This window comes from Nostoc sp. PA-18-2419, from assembly GCF_005869855.1.
GTDB lineage: Bacteria > Cyanobacteriota > Cyanobacteriia > Cyanobacteriales > Nostocaceae > Nostoc.
The window spans coordinates 46698-62028 of record NZ_SZNH01000015.1; the positions used below are offsets into that span (position 1 = coordinate 46698).

Annotated in this window: 13 protein-coding genes; 5 read left to right on the forward strand and 8 right to left on the reverse strand. The window is 42.6% G+C overall.

Annotated features, from left to right (window positions below; genetic code table 11):
- Positions 1-83: 83 nt before the first annotated feature.
- The 4 genes from FCR06_RS16815 to glpK all read right to left on the reverse strand — a co-directional run bounded on the left by FCR06_RS16815 (position 84) and on the right by glpK (position 6272).
- Positions 84-2297 carry a xanthine dehydrogenase family protein molybdopterin-binding subunit gene (locus tag FCR06_RS16815; protein WP_138501664.1) on the reverse strand — a complete coding sequence of 738 codons (2214 nt, stop codon included), beginning with the start codon at positions 2295-2297 and terminating at the stop codon, positions 84-86.
- A complete protein-coding gene (locus FCR06_RS16820) occupies positions 2294-3277 on the reverse strand; it encodes an FAD binding domain-containing protein (RefSeq protein ID WP_138501666.1) in 984 nt (327 codons plus the stop codon). Before FCR06_RS16820 ends, FCR06_RS16815 begins: the two co-directional genes overlap by 4 nt.
- On the reverse strand, positions 3264-3887 hold the full coding sequence (locus FCR06_RS16825; RefSeq protein ID WP_138501668.1) for a (2Fe-2S)-binding protein: 624 nt from the start codon (positions 3885-3887) through the stop codon (positions 3264-3266). The genes FCR06_RS16820 and FCR06_RS16825 overlap by 14 nt, the downstream gene beginning before the upstream one ends.
- An 882-nt stretch (positions 3888-4769) precedes the next feature.
- The gene (gene glpK / locus FCR06_RS16830) at positions 4770-6272 is read right to left on the reverse strand and encodes a glycerol kinase GlpK (RefSeq protein ID WP_138501670.1); all 1503 of its coding nucleotides are present in this window, start codon (positions 6270-6272) and stop codon (positions 4770-4772) included.
- 403 nt (positions 6273-6675) lie between these two features.
- On the opposite strand from glpK, the gene FCR06_RS16835 reads away from it, so the two are divergent.
- The gene (locus FCR06_RS16835; protein ID WP_138501672.1) at positions 6676-7668 is read left to right on the forward strand and encodes a hypothetical protein; all 993 of its coding nucleotides are present in this window, start codon (positions 6676-6678) and stop codon (positions 7666-7668) included.
- On the opposite strand, the gene FCR06_RS16840 is transcribed toward FCR06_RS16835, so the two are convergent.
- A complete protein-coding gene (locus FCR06_RS16840) occupies positions 7649-7846 on the reverse strand; it encodes a hypothetical protein (RefSeq protein ID WP_138501674.1) in 198 nt (65 codons plus the stop codon). The genes FCR06_RS16835 and FCR06_RS16840 overlap by 20 nt on opposite strands.
- A gap of 178 nt (positions 7847-8024) precedes the next feature.
- Positions 8025-9935 (reverse strand): DNA primase, encoded by a 1911-nt coding sequence (gene dnaG / locus FCR06_RS16845; protein ID WP_138501676.1) that lies wholly within the window; start codon positions 9933-9935, stop codon positions 8025-8027.
- Positions 9936-10237: 302 nt separating this feature from the next.
- Here dnaG and FCR06_RS16850 point away from each other — a divergent pair, with 302 nt between their 5' ends.
- The 3 genes from FCR06_RS16850 (at position 10238) to FCR06_RS16860 (ending at position 13108) form a co-directional block, all read left to right on the forward strand.
- Positions 10238-11587: an N-acetylmuramoyl-L-alanine amidase gene (locus tag FCR06_RS16850; protein ID WP_138501678.1), complete on the forward strand. Its 1350-nt coding sequence runs from the start codon at positions 10238-10240 to the stop codon at positions 11585-11587.
- A 508-nt stretch (positions 11588-12095) separates the two neighbouring features.
- Positions 12096-12632, forward strand: coding sequence for an N-6 DNA methylase (locus FCR06_RS16855; RefSeq protein WP_223280169.1), 537 nt, complete (start codon positions 12096-12098; stop codon positions 12630-12632).
- Positions 12611-13108 carry a BsuBI/PstI family type II restriction endonuclease gene (locus tag FCR06_RS16860; RefSeq protein ID WP_223280170.1) on the forward strand — a complete coding sequence of 166 codons (498 nt, stop codon included), beginning with the start codon at positions 12611-12613 and terminating at the stop codon, positions 13106-13108. The genes FCR06_RS16855 and FCR06_RS16860 overlap by 22 nt, the downstream gene beginning before the upstream one ends.
- Positions 13109-13136: 28 nt before the next feature.
- Here FCR06_RS16860 and FCR06_RS16865 read toward each other — a convergent pair whose 3' ends face one another.
- Together FCR06_RS16865 and FCR06_RS16870 are read right to left on the reverse strand one after the other, a co-directional pair.
- Positions 13137-13910 carry a hypothetical protein gene (locus FCR06_RS16865; protein ID WP_138501680.1) on the reverse strand — a complete coding sequence of 258 codons (774 nt, stop codon included), beginning with the start codon at positions 13908-13910 and terminating at the stop codon, positions 13137-13139.
- A gap of 97 nt (positions 13911-14007) precedes the next feature.
- The gene (locus tag FCR06_RS16870; RefSeq protein WP_138501839.1) at positions 14008-14415 is read right to left on the reverse strand and encodes a hypothetical protein; all 408 of its coding nucleotides are present in this window, start codon (positions 14413-14415) and stop codon (positions 14008-14010) included.
- Between the two features lie 66 nt (positions 14416-14481).
- Between FCR06_RS16870 and FCR06_RS16875 the strand changes: the two genes are divergently transcribed.
- Complete coding sequence (locus FCR06_RS16875; protein ID WP_138501682.1) at positions 14482-15147, forward strand: O-methyltransferase; 666 nt, start codon at positions 14482-14484, stop codon at positions 15145-15147.
- Positions 15148-15331: the final 184 nt, after the last annotated feature.

Below are 15331 nucleotides of genomic sequence, written 5' to 3' on the forward strand. Positions count from 1 at the left end.
CTATAAACTTATTAGCTGATAGTGGTAATGTAGCGACCGCCAATCAGATGATTGAGCTTTCATCGTTTCGGCGATCGCAATCTCTACAGCAGCTTGTCTAATGTAATTGGCAAATCGCGGACGCGCTTACCTGTGGCATGATAGACAGCGTTAGCGATCGCCGCCGCCGTACCGGTAATCCCAATCTCGCCAATTCCTTTAACACCAAGCGGGTTGATATGTGGATCTTTTTCATCAACAAACAACACCTGGATATCGGGAACGTCTGCATTCACTGGGACGTGGTACTCGGCTAAATCGTGGTTGACAACGCGTCCTCGGTTCGGGTCTGTTATAGTGTGTTCCATCAGTGCCATACCGATACCGTAGATAATCCCACCAATGAGTTGACTGTTGGCTGTTTTAGCATTGAGTATGCGTCCTACGCCAAAAGTTCCCACCCAGCGCGATATTCGCACTTCGCCCAAATCAGGCTCAACGCGGACTTCCGCAAATTGCGCTCCAAATGAATGCATTGAGAACTTCTTTTGTTCCTCTCCCAGCTTGGCATCACCACGCGCTTCAATCATTTTCATTCCATGCCGTGCCAAGATTGCCTGATATGTTTCGGTTGCAGAGGATTTATTTTTCAAGAAAAAGCTGCCATTTTCGGCAATCACATCCTCAGCATTTGAACTATAAAGCGGCGATTTGCGATCAGCAAGTGCTAGTTGCAAAAGTTGATTGCGGGCTTGATTTCCCGCTAAATGCACTGAGGAGCTGACACTGGCGGCAGTTTGCGAACCACCGGAAACAGGAGTTTCTGGCATTTTGGTATCGCCTAGTTCAAAGCGAACTTTGTCAACTGGTAAACCGAGTGCCTCAGCTGCGACTTGAGTCATTACAGTATAAGTCCCCGTACCAATATCTTGGGAACCGCTTTGCACAACGGCTGTACCGTCTGCCATAATTCGAGCGATCGCCGATGCTGGAGAACGGTTGGTAGGATAAGTTGCTGTCGCCATTCCCCAGCCAATCAAATAATTGCCGTCTCGCATCGAACGGGGCTTGGGATTGCGCTTTTGCCAGCCAAACTTTTCTGCTCCTAGCTTGTAGCACTGGATGAGTGACTTGCTCGACCAGGGCAGTCCTTTACTAGGATCGACATCAGCATGGTTACGCAGACGCAACTCCACCGGATCGAGATTCAGTCCATAAGCGAGTTCGTCCATTGCCGATTCTAGGGCAAACGACCCAGAAGCTTCACCAGGGGCCCGCATGAAAGTTGGTGTACCCTCATCGAGCTGCACCAGACGGTGGCTGGTTTCGATATTTGGGCAAGCATAAATCATCCGGGCGCTTTTACCAACTGGTTCGATAAATTCATCGAAAGTTGAAGTCTGAGAAATGCCAGTATGGCGGAGTGCAGTCAATTTGCCCTCGCGGGTTGCACCTAAAGCAACCTGTTGAATCGTCTCTGGTCGAAAACCCACAGGCCCGTACATCTGTATCCGACCTAGCACCAGTTTGACTGGACGATTAACCTGCCGTGCTGCCATTGCCGCTAGAGGCACATGCGACCAAGCCGACCCTTTGCAACCGAAGCCACCGCCGACAAAGTAAGACATCACCCGGACTTTCTCTGGCTCAATCCCCAATACCCCCGCAACTTTTTGTTGAGCCTGAAAAATTCCCTGGGTTGCATCATACAGCAGTAGTTGCTCGCCTTGCCAAACTGCTGTTGTGGCATGAGGCTCCATCGGATTATGATTTTCAATCGGTGTAGTATAGGTTTGCTCGACACGGACAGCAGCAGCCCTTAGTGCTTGGTTGACGTTGCCATGCGCTGAATCAGGGGACTCTTCTTTGGGGATTTTACCTTTGGGCAAATATGCTTTAGCGAGGTTCTCCCCCATATTGATGGTCGGCTTTTCTTCGTCATAACGAACTTGCACCAGGGAAGCAGCGTACATAGCTCGTTCAAAGGTTTCGGCAACGACAACACCGATATGCTGACCGCTATAAAGCACAATGTTATCTTGCAGCACTTGCAGCTTGTGACCGCCGCCTTTATCTCCAAAAGCCTTGGGCGCATTCAGGTGGGTAATTACTGCTAATACACCCGGTACTTGTTCCGCCGCCTTGGTATCGATTTGGGCAATCTTACCTTTGGCGATCGTGCTTTGAATTGTCACGCCATAAGTCATTTTGGCAACCGGAAACTCTGCGGCATAGCGTGCGCCACCCGTTACCTTCAGGTGTCCATCGACTCGGTTAAGCGGTTTGCCGATAACTGTATTTTTATCCCCTGTATTCACGCCATACCTCCCACCGTGAAGAGCGCCTTAACAATTGTGCGTTTAGCTAATTCGACTTTAAACCCGTTGTATTTTTGAGGTTTAGCTGTAGCGAGCGCCGCCTTTGCTGCTGCTTCAAACGTTGCTTGGTTTACTGGCTTGTTAAGGAGCAATTTTTCTGCTTCGTAAGCACGCCAAGGCTTTGTACCTACACCACCCAGGGCAATGCGGGCGGTGCGAATGACGCCGTTTTGAATATCGAGTGCCGCAGCCACCGATGTCATCGCAAAGGCATAGGAAGCGCGATCGCGGACTTTTAAATAGTGCGATCGCGCTGCAAATGGTGAAGCAGGCAAATCAACGGCTACGATTAACTCTCCATGTTGTAGAACTGTTTCTTTTTCTGGCGTATTGCCTGGTACGAGATGAAAATCTACCAGGGGAATACTGCGCTCTCCATTGGGGCCGCGTGTCTGTACAACCGCATCGAGTGCTACCATTGCCACAGCCATATCAGAAGGATGGGTGGCAATACAGCGATCGCTGCCGCCGAGAATCGCATGAATCCGATTGTAGCCTTCAATTGCCGGACAACCCGAACCTGGAACGCGCTTATTGCAGGGGAAAGCAGTATCGCGGAAGTAGTAACAACGGGTACGTTGCAGCAAATTCCCGCCTACACTTGCCATGTTTCGCAGTTGCGGTGATGCCCCAGATAGCAACGCTTCTGACAGCACAGGATAACGCTTTTGAATCATCGCATCGTAAGCAACATCGCTATTGCGTGCCATTGCACCAATCCGCACGCCGTTACCCTGCATTTCTATCTTGGTGAGCGGTAATGGATTAATATCAACCAACTCTGTTGGTGTCTGGACATTTAGCTTCATCAAATCGATCAGGCTCGTACCGCCAGCTAGGTACGAGGCTTGGGCATCTGGAGTCACCAATGCCACAGCATTCTCTGCTTGTCCTGCTTTCTTATAGTTAAACGGCTGCATCTTTTTTCCCCTCTAAGACATCGCGGACAGCAGCCACGATATTTGGATAAGCGCCACAACGGCAGATATTACCGCTCATCAGTTCGCGAATCTCGGCATCCGACTTAGCGTGTCCTTCATTCACCAAACCCACTGCCGAACAAATCTGTCCCGGCGTGCAGTAGCCGCACTGAAACGCATCGTGGGCAACAAACGCGGCTTGCATCGGGTGCAGATTATTTCCTTGCTCCAGTCCTTCAATAGTTGTGATTTTTGCGTCGGTATGCATAATGGCAAACGTCAAGCACGAGTTAACACGCCGTCCATCAACCAGTACCGTGCAAGCACCACACTGCCCGTGGTCGCAACCTTTTTTAGTACCAATTAGCCCGATGTATTCTCGAAGTGCATCAAGTAAGGTAACACCAGGTTCAATGTGCAAACTATGTGCTGTTCCGTTCACTTGCAGCGTCACTTTCATAGTTTGATCTGTCGAAGTTTTTGGCGTTGGAGTAGTTTTTTTGATTTGATTTTGTGCTCTACCTTTCTCTCCAAAATTAGCGATTGTAGCCGCTACTGAACTGAAAATCATCAATTGACCCAACCTGCGGCGTCTTAAGACAAACCTCATGTGTTTACTCCGTTCTCTTTTAGTTGGTAATAACTCTCTTTTGGTTGGTAATATTTCTTTTGGGTTGGTAATAATATTGAGTAATTTTCTTGAATTCAATTTTTAGAGAAAATTACTCTTTCTCACAAGTATTTTCCTAAATTATCACATTGTTAACAGAATACATTTTCATCTTTTTTTCGTCTCTCTATCATAAGATTTATACCCTAAGTCTCATCAGTATTTATTATTATATTTTATAATAAACATCTTCTTGTAAAATATAAAAGTTAAGTCTTATAGAAATTTTTCAAATAATCATCTCTATTCATTCTGAAAATTAACTATTAATTTTTATTAGTTATACTTATTATAATTTTCTAAACAGATCCAATTAGCGCTATTACATTACTCTGATAAAATAAAAATCATATTCAATTGACAAATATTAGATTTAGTAGAAGTTTGAGAGTTTATTTGTAACTGAATAACTGAAATAAATATTTTTTATAAAAGCCTTGTAATAGAGAAGTTATAAATATATAGCAGTTCTAAATCATTTGTAAAATATTACTGCTGCTAACAATCAATAGTTACCATTAATATTTTTTGCTTTCTCATTTAGGATTGCTATATTTTGGAGAAAAAGTGATGCCAGAGAGTTAGGTAATTCTAGAAATTAAATTACCGAATCAGAAAGCGAAGGCGACTATCAAGAATATACTTTTTAAGAATCTTTGATGAATTCTTATCCGTTCAATATAAGTTATATTTTATATGCTTTTATAGCAAGCGAATTAAAGGTTATCTACTTCTAGTTGTTCTAATAGGCTGATTATCTAGTTGATAAAACAGAATAATTTTATGCTAAAAATTTTCGCTGAATTCTTTTTTGGCACAATGCTACTCTATCCAAGCCAAAGTACGTTTCACTGCTTTTTGCCAAGTAGCAAAATTCGACAAATCATTCTTTGGCTCAAATACGCATTCAATCTGTCGTTGCTGCACCAATGCTTGATAGTTGTCCCAAAATCCCACAGCTAAACCTGCTGCAAATGCTGCACCCTGAACAGTAGTATCACGTACACTCGGACGTTCAACGGGAATACCTAAGACATCAGCTTGAAACTGCATCAAAAAATTGTTCTCGCTAGCACCACCATCTACCGTTAATCGCCCAATCGGGGTACTGCTAGACGCATTTATCGCCTGCACCACCTCGACAACTTGGTAAGCGATCGCCTCCAATACAGCGCGTACTAAATGCTCTGGTTGTACGCTGGCGGTAATTCCGAAAAAGGCTCCCCTAGCGCTCATATCCCAGTAAGGTGCGCCCAGTCCACTAAATGCAGGTACAAAATATACACCACCATTATCTGGGACTCGATTTGCCATCGCTTCAGTTTCCGCCGCAGTTTTAATCAGCTTCAAGCTATCGCGCAACCACTGAATACAAGCGCCACTAGTAAACATACTGCCTTCTAGGGCATAGCCGACATCCAAACCCCCGCTTCGATTCCTTTGTGTCCACGCCACAGTTGAAATCAGTTGTCCGGGCGATCGCAAAATTTCAGAGCCAGTGTGAGCTACCAAAAAGCTACCAGTACCGTATGTGCATTTGATTAAACCAGGGCGATCGCAGCCATGACCAAATAAAGCAGCTTGCTGATCTCCCAAAATTGCAGCGATGGGAATTTCTGCACCCAATAAACTAGCATCAGTAACTCCAAAGAATCCTAAACTAGGCTGAATCTGCGGTAAGATTTCAGCCGGAATCTGGAACATTTCTAGGAGAATCTCATCCCACTCACAAGTTTTGAGATTCATTAACATTGTGCGGCTGGCGCTACTATGGTCGGTAGCATGGACTTTTCCACCAGTGAGCTTCCACAGCACCCAAGTATCAATGGTGCCAGCTAAAACGTTGTTTGAATCAGCATTTGTAAAGTCCAATAGCCATCTGAGCTTGGTAGCAGAAAAGTAGGCATCAACGATTAATCCGGTGCGGTCGGAAATTTCTGGAGCATAGCCTTGCTGTTGTAACTGGTGACAAAGAGGAGCAGTGCGGCGGTCTTGCCAAACAATCGCTCTATGGAGTGGTTTGGCTGTAGTTTTGTCCCAAATCAAGCAAGTTTCACGCTGCACAGTCAATCCCAACGCCGCGATGTCCGATGGAGTAATCTTGGCATTGAGAATTGCCGTTTCCATCACCCAACATGTATCTTGCCAGATTTCTTCCGGGTCATGTTCTAACCATCCCGGGTGCGGATAATGTTGAGTTAGTTCTTTGTACGCCTGTCCGACAATTTTACCTGCTGCGTTAAACACAAAAGCGCGGTTGCCGGTAGTACCCAAGTCCAATGCCAAGATGTAGCCTGACGAGCGAGTTGTGCTGCCAATGTCCATAGCCGCTTCCAATGGTGCTTATCAATATCCGTCAAATCAGATATACATTATTTTGCGTCAAGCTGACTAAGGAACTCATCTCTCTACGTATATACCGAAATTAGTTTACCCAATTTTGGTCAAAATTAAACATAAAAATTTTTACTTTTCCAGAAAAAAAATATGGAAAGACAAACTAAGCAGTTGTAGTAATACAACAAGCCTAAATTATTTGTGAACACCTAAATTTCTCCTATCTCTCGCCTCTGTGCCTCTGTCTTGGAAAGTTCTGATGCCTCCGGCAAGTTGCCCTCCGGGCGTCTACGCCGGAAGCCGACGCTCAGACTTTCCGCAGCGCCTCTGCGTGAGATTTCTCCTATGTTCGCATTTTAAATAGGATAACTTTTCTCCAGGTATAATCAAAATGAAATTACAACATTACAACAAATTTGCAACTTTTCTAAGCGTCGGGTGGATCTTATCTAATTTTGCTGCTGCTTATGCTGCTGAGAACTTTCAAATAGCAAATAGTAAGAGTAACAATAATATAAATCCCAATATTCTCAATATTGCATCCAATCCTATACCCCAACCAAAACTAGTTTTTCAGGGAACAGAACCATATACAGCTACAGGAAAAAATTTTCAAAGATATAAATTAGCAGTAACAAACTGGAATGCATTTCCTGAGAACTTATTTACAAAAGCTCCAAATTTACCTCCTTGTGGACAAAACAATAATTCTTCTCGGACTTGGGTAGATATTTATAATGGTCAAACCAACCAACGAATTTACGGATTTTGTGCATTTTCCTCTCCCGAAAACTTAAACTCTCTTTGGTTTGCAGTTGAGCAAGGTGAAGCACCTCCACAATCTGTATATATCATTTTAAATGATAGAAGAGGCAACAAAGAATATCGTTCTAACCTAGTTTCATTAACACGAGAAACACAAGCAGTTAAAGAAGACTGTATTGCTTTCAATCCCGATAATATTAGTGTTAACCAAGTAAGCGATCGCTGGAAAATAGTTGAGAATGGCAATCACTGGATGTTTGACTTTGGTAATAAAAAAGATGAAGCGACACGTGCTTTCCAAGTTCTCAAACACTATGGCATTAACAAGTCCTGTTTTGTCGGACGACCCCAACCATCTTTTGAATATCTCTTAGTGAATAATAGCGCTCCTTCTGGTTTCCTACAAGGTGAAGATTGCGTTTCTTTTAATCCTGCGACAACAACCGTTAATCGCATAAATAATCGTTGGAAAATTGTAGACGGTAGCCACTGGATGTTTGATTTTGACAATAATCAATCTGAAGCAACAACATCATTAGCGATTATCAAAAAATATAACTTTACCCGTTCTTGCTTTGTTGGCAGGCCCGATGCCAATTTTAGTTACCTGCGCCAATAAAATCACCAAACAGTTCTGAGTCATGAGTGCTGAGTAAAACAAACCACATAGTTTTATCAGGTGCGTTATCGCCTAAGGTGACGCACCATCTTATATCATGTCTGGTTGAATACTTATGATATCTGTGAGGGTCGGTAATGGGTGATGGGTAATGGGGAAGAAAAACACAACTGTTCATCTTTTAGCAATTAGCTTTTTACTAATTACTAAAAAGACCAATATTCATCAATTTCTACTATAGCCGTAGTCACACCCTTTATGACATAATAATAAGGGTGAAAGCTAGGAATAGTAATAGTTTTACTTCCTCCCTTCTGTGATAACTTTAATTGCTTTCATGTTATTCATCAACATTGCTACAACAATTCTGTAATGGAAAATAGGCGTTTCTTGTCTATTTTCTGAAGCTTGAGTTTTTCAGTATAGAAAGCCTGATAATAGGATTGATACTTCTCTGGTTCGGCTTGAGGATCGGTTTGCTGCCATAGTTCTAAAAAGTGACGATAGCGTTTTTCTAGCATTACCAAATCCATGCAAGCGATCGCCGCTTGCACTACCTGTGGAGTCCGAAGTATTTCTTTCTTAGTTTTTTCGTTCAAATGAAATAGATGTGATACCACTCCCAAATCTTCTGATAATTCTAAATATCTATTTTGTAAAGTTGAAATTAAATCTACTTGTTCAACCGCTGTTTCTAAAATCTGTCGCCATAAAAATCGGTGGTGGGAAAGGCTAAATTGCAAATCTCGTTGTTCTAATTCGTCAGTAATTGCTTGACGCTGTTCGGGACAATGCAAGTAAATTCCTAGTAATAATGCTTCTGCTTGTTCTAAAAGGCTGCGTTCTGTACGCAGCTGAGAAAGTTTATTATCTCCCCATGCTTTTCTGGCTGAGACAGGTTTGGAATATGTAGGTGCAGGGGGAGCAATTTGAGTTAACAAATTTTCGACTCGTAGGGGTATAAGTCTGGTATCACCTAAACTGAGTATTTCTGCACAATAAGAAACATAATAATTTCGTGTATCGTTATTAGCTATATTTTTGAGTAATTTAACTATTTGCTGAGTTACTTGTTGAAAATCGGTAGCCTGTTTTAAGTCACGGTCATGAATAATTTGTTGAATTTGCCAATCTAACCAAAGGGGTGCATTTGCTAATAGTTCTGCATAGTTTTCTGGAGTTCCCTGGCGCAAGTATTCATCAGCATCTTTGCCATTGGGTAGATTGAGAATTTTTAGCTGAACTTCTCCTTTATATGCTAGTTCGGCAATTTCACCGATCGCCCTTTCGGCTGCATTGGTTCCGGCTTTATCGGCATCAAAGTTGAGTACTAGTTGTTTCGATTCGGTATAGCGTAATATTAGCCGCACTTGTTCTAAGCTCAAAGCTGTACCCAGTGAGGCGACAGCGTTATTAATCCCAGCAGCGTGGAGGGCGATCGCATCAAAATATCCCTCTACCACCACGGCTTGATCGAGTTGGGAAATCCCGGTTTTGGCTAAATCGAGGGCAAATAATGTTTTACCTTTGCTAAAAAGTTCGGTTTCTGGTGAATTTAGATATTTAGGTTGCTCCTCAGTCAGAGTTCTACCGCCAAAAGCGATTGTGCGTCCTTGAACATCGCGGATGGGAATCATCAGCCGATCGCGAAACACATCATAATAACTGCCGCCTTCTTTGCGTGGTTTAATTAATCCCGCTTTTTCTACCAGTTGCACTGGGTAATGTTTGTCTTCCACCAAATAGCGATAGAGAGTTTCCCAACCTGCGGGGGCGTAACCTAAACCAAACTGCTGTATTGTTTGTTCTTGAAGTTTGCGGTGAGATTGCAAATATTCAATTGCCTTTTGCCCTTGGGATTGTCTAAGGGCGTGTTGATAAAACTGGGCACAGGAAGCCAGAACTTCATATAATTGCTCGCGCAAAGACAGCTGACGCTGTAATTCTTGACGTTGTTCGGGTTCCAGGGTTTGTACGGGTACTTGATAACGCCGTGCTAAATCTAGCACTACCTCAGCAAAGGAACGCTTTCCCAACTCCATGACAAACTTGATGGCATTTCCCCCAGCCTGACAGCCGAAGCAATAATACATTTGCTTTGTCTGGCTGACGGTGAAGCTAGGAGATTTTTCATCATGGAAGGGGCACAACCCGACAAAATCTTTTCCTCTTTTGCGTAAAACTACGTACTCCGAAACGACATCAACAATATCGGCTCGTAGTTTAACTTCTTCAATTGTGTCTGGGTGCAAGCGGGGGATTTGCATGGTGTTAGGGATTGGGGAAGGTGGGGTCCCCCCTGGGGATAAGGGGTAATGGGGATTGGGGAAGGTGGGGTCCCCCCTGGGGATAAGGAGTAATGGGGATTGGGGACTGAAGATTGGGATTGAGGATTGAAATACCCATTACCTATTACCCAGTCCCTAGTCCCCAGTCCCTCGCTCAACTTTGGAGAAATAACAAAGGACAAATGACTTTAGACTTCTGATAGCTATTATATTGTTGTTGCTAAGCCACCAATTATGTCTAAAATTACTTACGTTTAATTTTATCAGAGGAAATACTGAAGATGGGACGTATTTTTATCTCGGCGGCTCACGGTGGCAAAGAAGCGGGAGGAATCGATCCGGGTGCGATCGCAGGTGGTACAACTGAAGCTAAAGAAATGATTCTGCTGCGGGATTTGATTGTTACGGAACTGCGGGCGCGGAATTTTGAAATTTTAGCAGTTCCCGATGACTTGAGTGCCGCCGAAACTATTACCTGGATCAATTCTCGTGGAGGCCGGGGTGATGTGGCGCTAGAAATTCAATCTGATGCCGCTAGCAGTCCTTCTGTACGTGGGGCTAGTGTTTTCTACATTGCTAACAATACTGAGCGCAAAAGCAATGCTGAACAGTTGCTAGTAGCACTGTTGCGCCGCGTACCTCAATTACCGAATCGCGGAGTCAAGCCAGATACAGACAGTGGATTGGGTAGTTTGGCATTCTGTCGTCGGACAACGTTTCCGGCTTTGTTAATGCAAGTCGGGTTTCTCAGCAGTCCAGAGGATCGGGCTTTGCTACAAAGTCGTCGGCGGGATTTTGCTTTGGGAATTGCTGATGGATTGGCATCTTGGAGTCGTGTAATTGACCCTACAGGAACTCCAACAGAACCAACTTACTCGGCAATTAATATTAACATTAACGGGCAAAATTATTCAGAGCAAGGAATTTTAGTTAATGGTAATGCTTACATTCCTATTGATTTAGTAGACCGTCTGCGGATTGACCTTGCAAAAGCAGCGAATGTGAATCGAATTACTTATCGCCGAGTAGTGTATGTCAAAGCAATCGAATTACGGGATTTTAATGTTGCAGTCACTTGGGATGCTGCAACTCGTACTGTCAGCTTGCGAACAAATTTAATAGTTTGTGCTGGACAATTAGACCGGGTAATGTCGAACGGTAATACTTCAGAAGTACAGTTACAATTATTCTTAAGAAACAATAATCAAAATGCTTTAGCACAGTTTCCTGATATCTCCAAACTTTATCGGGAAGAAGCAGGTATAGAAGGAATAAATTATGATATTGCCTTTTGTCAAATGTGTGTAGAAACTGGATTTTTACGGTTTGGCGGCGATATTAAACCCGAACAAAATAACTTTGCCGGCTTGGGTGCGATCGGTGGTGGTTCGGAGGCTGCATCTTTTCCAAGTGCCAGAATTGGAGTCAGGGCGCACATCCAACATTTAAAAGCTTACGCTAGTTTAGAACCTTTGGTACAGGAAGTAGTAGATCCCAGATTTCGGTTTGTGACGCGGGGAATTGCCCCATTGATTGACCAGCTATCAGGGCGCTGGTCAGCAGATTTGGATTATGGTACAAAAATTACAGCAATGCTGAAACGTTTGTATGAGTCAGCAGGACTTCTTTAAGTTTTCGTCGAGATCCCGCAAAAATAGGCTTGAGAGAATAATTTGTAATTATTAATTTATTGAGAGTATAAGCTCCTTTAGAGCAACAATTAGCGGTTTGTCCTGGCGATCGCACCTAATCTCCTAGAACTCCACCGTGGTACTATCTACGCCCAAAGTCCAGAAGTCAGGCAGGGTGCAACTTTTATTGTCAAGCTACCCTTAATAATTTTTAATCAGTAATTACGAATTACCGGACATTCTCAGTTTGAAACACTTCGATCAGATTGGCAGCATGATCGGCGTGTATTTTGAGGAGGTTAATCTCCCACGGTAAAAGTTGGCAAGGTTGACCAAAATAAGTGGACAATAAGCCGAGCAATATACCTCTACGACTATAAGGGGAGGGTTAGGATGGGGTAAAAAATATTTGATACACTACTACAGACTTTTCAAACATCCTCTAACATTTTATCCATCAAGAGAACCAACTTATTTTTAAACAAACAATCAATTTTTTAGCTATACCGTGAGTATCCCATCAAAAAATAAAGTCTTAATAGCAAATTATATTAGTAACTTGGGGTTCAGCACCTTAGCAGAAATATCAAGTCAGAGCTTGCTTGCAGAAGTGGATCTTCTTCGGTCTCTAGCAAGTTTGAAGCTAACACAAGACAAAAAAGGGTCAATGGGTCAGTTTCTTACCCCCGCTTCGGTAGCAGAATTGATGGCTGGGATGTTTGATAGGCTCGATTTGCCTGAAATTTCCTTGCTCGATGCTGGAGCAGGAATCGGTTCATTATTAGCTGCTTTTGTGATCAAAGTATGCCAGCATCAAAAACACATCTCAACTTTGCGTGTTGTAGCCTATGAAATTGATCCTTTTCTAATTAGATATTTGCATCAAACTCTAAAGCTATGTGAAAAGGAATGTCAACGCCTAAATATTTCTTTTAATTACGAAATTCGTGAAACTGATTTTATCGAAGATACGGTGAGGCAGCTTAAGATTGATTTATTAAACAGTATGCACAAGAGCGGGAAATGTCCCGTATTCCGGTGCTAATTGCAGGGGAAATTAAAACTTTGTCACCAGGTGGTCAAAATATTCTAATTGAGAAAATTATTAACAATTTTGCTCCTCGTTTCACCCCTGGTGGAAAGCTGATTTATGTTGGCGATACCGATGAAAAGTTCGCCCACTTCGATGAAGTAGCATTGACGGATTTAGGCGTTAACATCGATTCCCACGGCAAAATGCCAGATGTAATTATCCATTTAACAACAAATAAGTGGTTAGTGCTAATTGAAGCTGTAACTTCACACGGGCCAATTAATCCCAAACGAAAAAACGATTTGGAATCTCTATTTAAAGGTGTCAAAATCCCTTTAGTTATGGTGACAACATTTCTTAGTCGCAAGGCAATGGTAGGATATCTGGCAGATATTGCTTGGGAAACAGATGTTTGGGTTGCTGAAGATGCAACTCATCTCATTCATTTCAATGGCGAACATTTATTGCAGGCTTACGAAATAGAATAAAAGAATACTTGCTGAATATAGCTAGAATTCAGGCTGATTTAAAAAATCGAATAATTTCACGCACATGGTCGAGAAATTGTCCGTCAGTTGAAAGTTGGGCGATCGCATTTCTGGCTTCTCTCCCTAAACGCTCGTGTTCTGTATGATTTATTGCCCGTAATTCTTCTAAATTAGCAGCAATTCGGGCTAAATCTCTTCGAGTTTCTTCAGCAAAACGTTCTTGAGTTACTGGCAAAGAATAGGGTTGTTCTGGGTTAAGTTGATCCTCTAAAGATTGAACTTTTTGTTCTAAATTGGAAAAGCGATCGCGCAATTCAACAATATCTTCACGGGGATACTTCCATTCTTGGCGAATCATCGCTAATCGTGCATATAAATACTCGTAAGCTCGAATCGCTGGACGCAGAATCGTTAATAACAAAGCTGCACCAGAACTCACATATCCAACTGTACTAATACCAGTAGCAGCAAGAGTATAAAGACCAACGGCTGAGAATAAGTGTAAAGCAATGGCAACCCAGAGCGATCGCTTTGCCAAAACTGTCACATACTTCACTTGTTTCTCATCAACTGGAATTCCTTTTTCAGTAGATTGTGCTGCTTCGGCTAAAACTTCTTTAGCTTGAAAATGCACATTCCACGGTACGGTAACAATTACCAACAGCCACCAAAAACTAGCACCACCAATCACCCAGTCGAGAAAGTTACCAGCAGGTATGTGCAACCATTGCAGCAATCCAAAAGCTACTAATACCGTCAATACAATTCCAATAATGGAACTGATGAAAAAGTTAATATACATTTTGTATTGTCTTTAATCAAACTATCATTTCGATCCTGACTTGCCCTGGCAGTTATACTGAAATAAGTGTGATGGTTTTTATAGTTGCACATATCAGCTATTGGATGAGATAACTACGCCAAATTGATTGAGTATTTTTACTACCCTTTTCTGGAAGTAGTAACCGCCAAGTTTTGCCTTCTTGCTGTATTTGCAGGTAAACTTGAAAGGGTTTTTGTGGTTGCGTCAAGCTTCGTTTTGGTAACTTGATAATCAAGTCGTAGGTTCCCTGGACGCGGAAAGCTGGTAAATTCTCAATAGTTAGGGGTTGTTCTTGGGTAATTGATAGGCGCTTGATTTCAAAGCCTTGAAAATCTAGATCTAACTGCTGGCTAAGCTTTTGTTGACTTTGTTCTAGCTCAAATGCGATCGCTTTTTGCACTAAAGAGCTAGTCGGTAACAGTCCAATAGTGCCACAAGCTGTCACTAATACTAGCAATATTGCTGTCAAAACTAACCGCACCATGTTTTTCTGAGATTCCACTCTTCAGCGATAGTATAACTGTAGATTCTTAAAATTTTCTCATCTCCCATGCCAAAACAGTCTATAGGTCTTGATAACCAACTCTACAATTATCTTTTATCCGTTTCGCTACGGGAGCCAGAGATTCTTGGGAAGTTGCGCCAAGAAACCGCCAGTCATCCCCGAGGTGGAATGCAGATTTCACCAGAACAAGGACAGTTTATGAAACTTTTGGTGCAACTGATTGGTGCAAAAAAAACCCTAGAAATAGGAGTATTTACGGGTTATAGCTCACTTTCTCTAGCTTTGGCGTTACCAGATGATGGAAAAATTATCGCTTGTGATGTTAGTGAAGAATTTACTGCGATCGCGCGACGGTATTGGCAAGAAGCCGGGGTTGCCGATAAAATTGAGCTGCACTTGGCACCGGCTTTAGAAACTTTAGATCGACTGTTGGCAACTGGGCAAGCCGAGACATTTGATTTTGCTTTTATTGATGCCGATAAAGAAAATTATGATGGATATTATGAGCGCTCGCTGCAATTAATTCGTCCGGGTGGATTGATTGCGATTGATAATGTTCTCTGGTCAGGACACGTTGCTGACCCACAATTTCAAAATGAAAGTACCCAAGCAATTCGGGCACTAAACGAAAAGTTACACGATGACGAACGCGTAACTCTTTCTCTTATCCCCATTGCCGATGGACTTACTTTAGCAATGAAACGACGTTAATACAATTGGATGTTATAGCTGTAGCCACACCCTTTAGGACAAAATGACAAGCGTGAATGCTAGGAATAATAATAGTTCTACCTCCAGCAAGAACTGCCTTCTATCTCCTACCTCCTGCTATAACTTACTTTATTTGATTGTCATTGGCCATTGGTTTTTAACAAAGGACAAATAACTAATGACC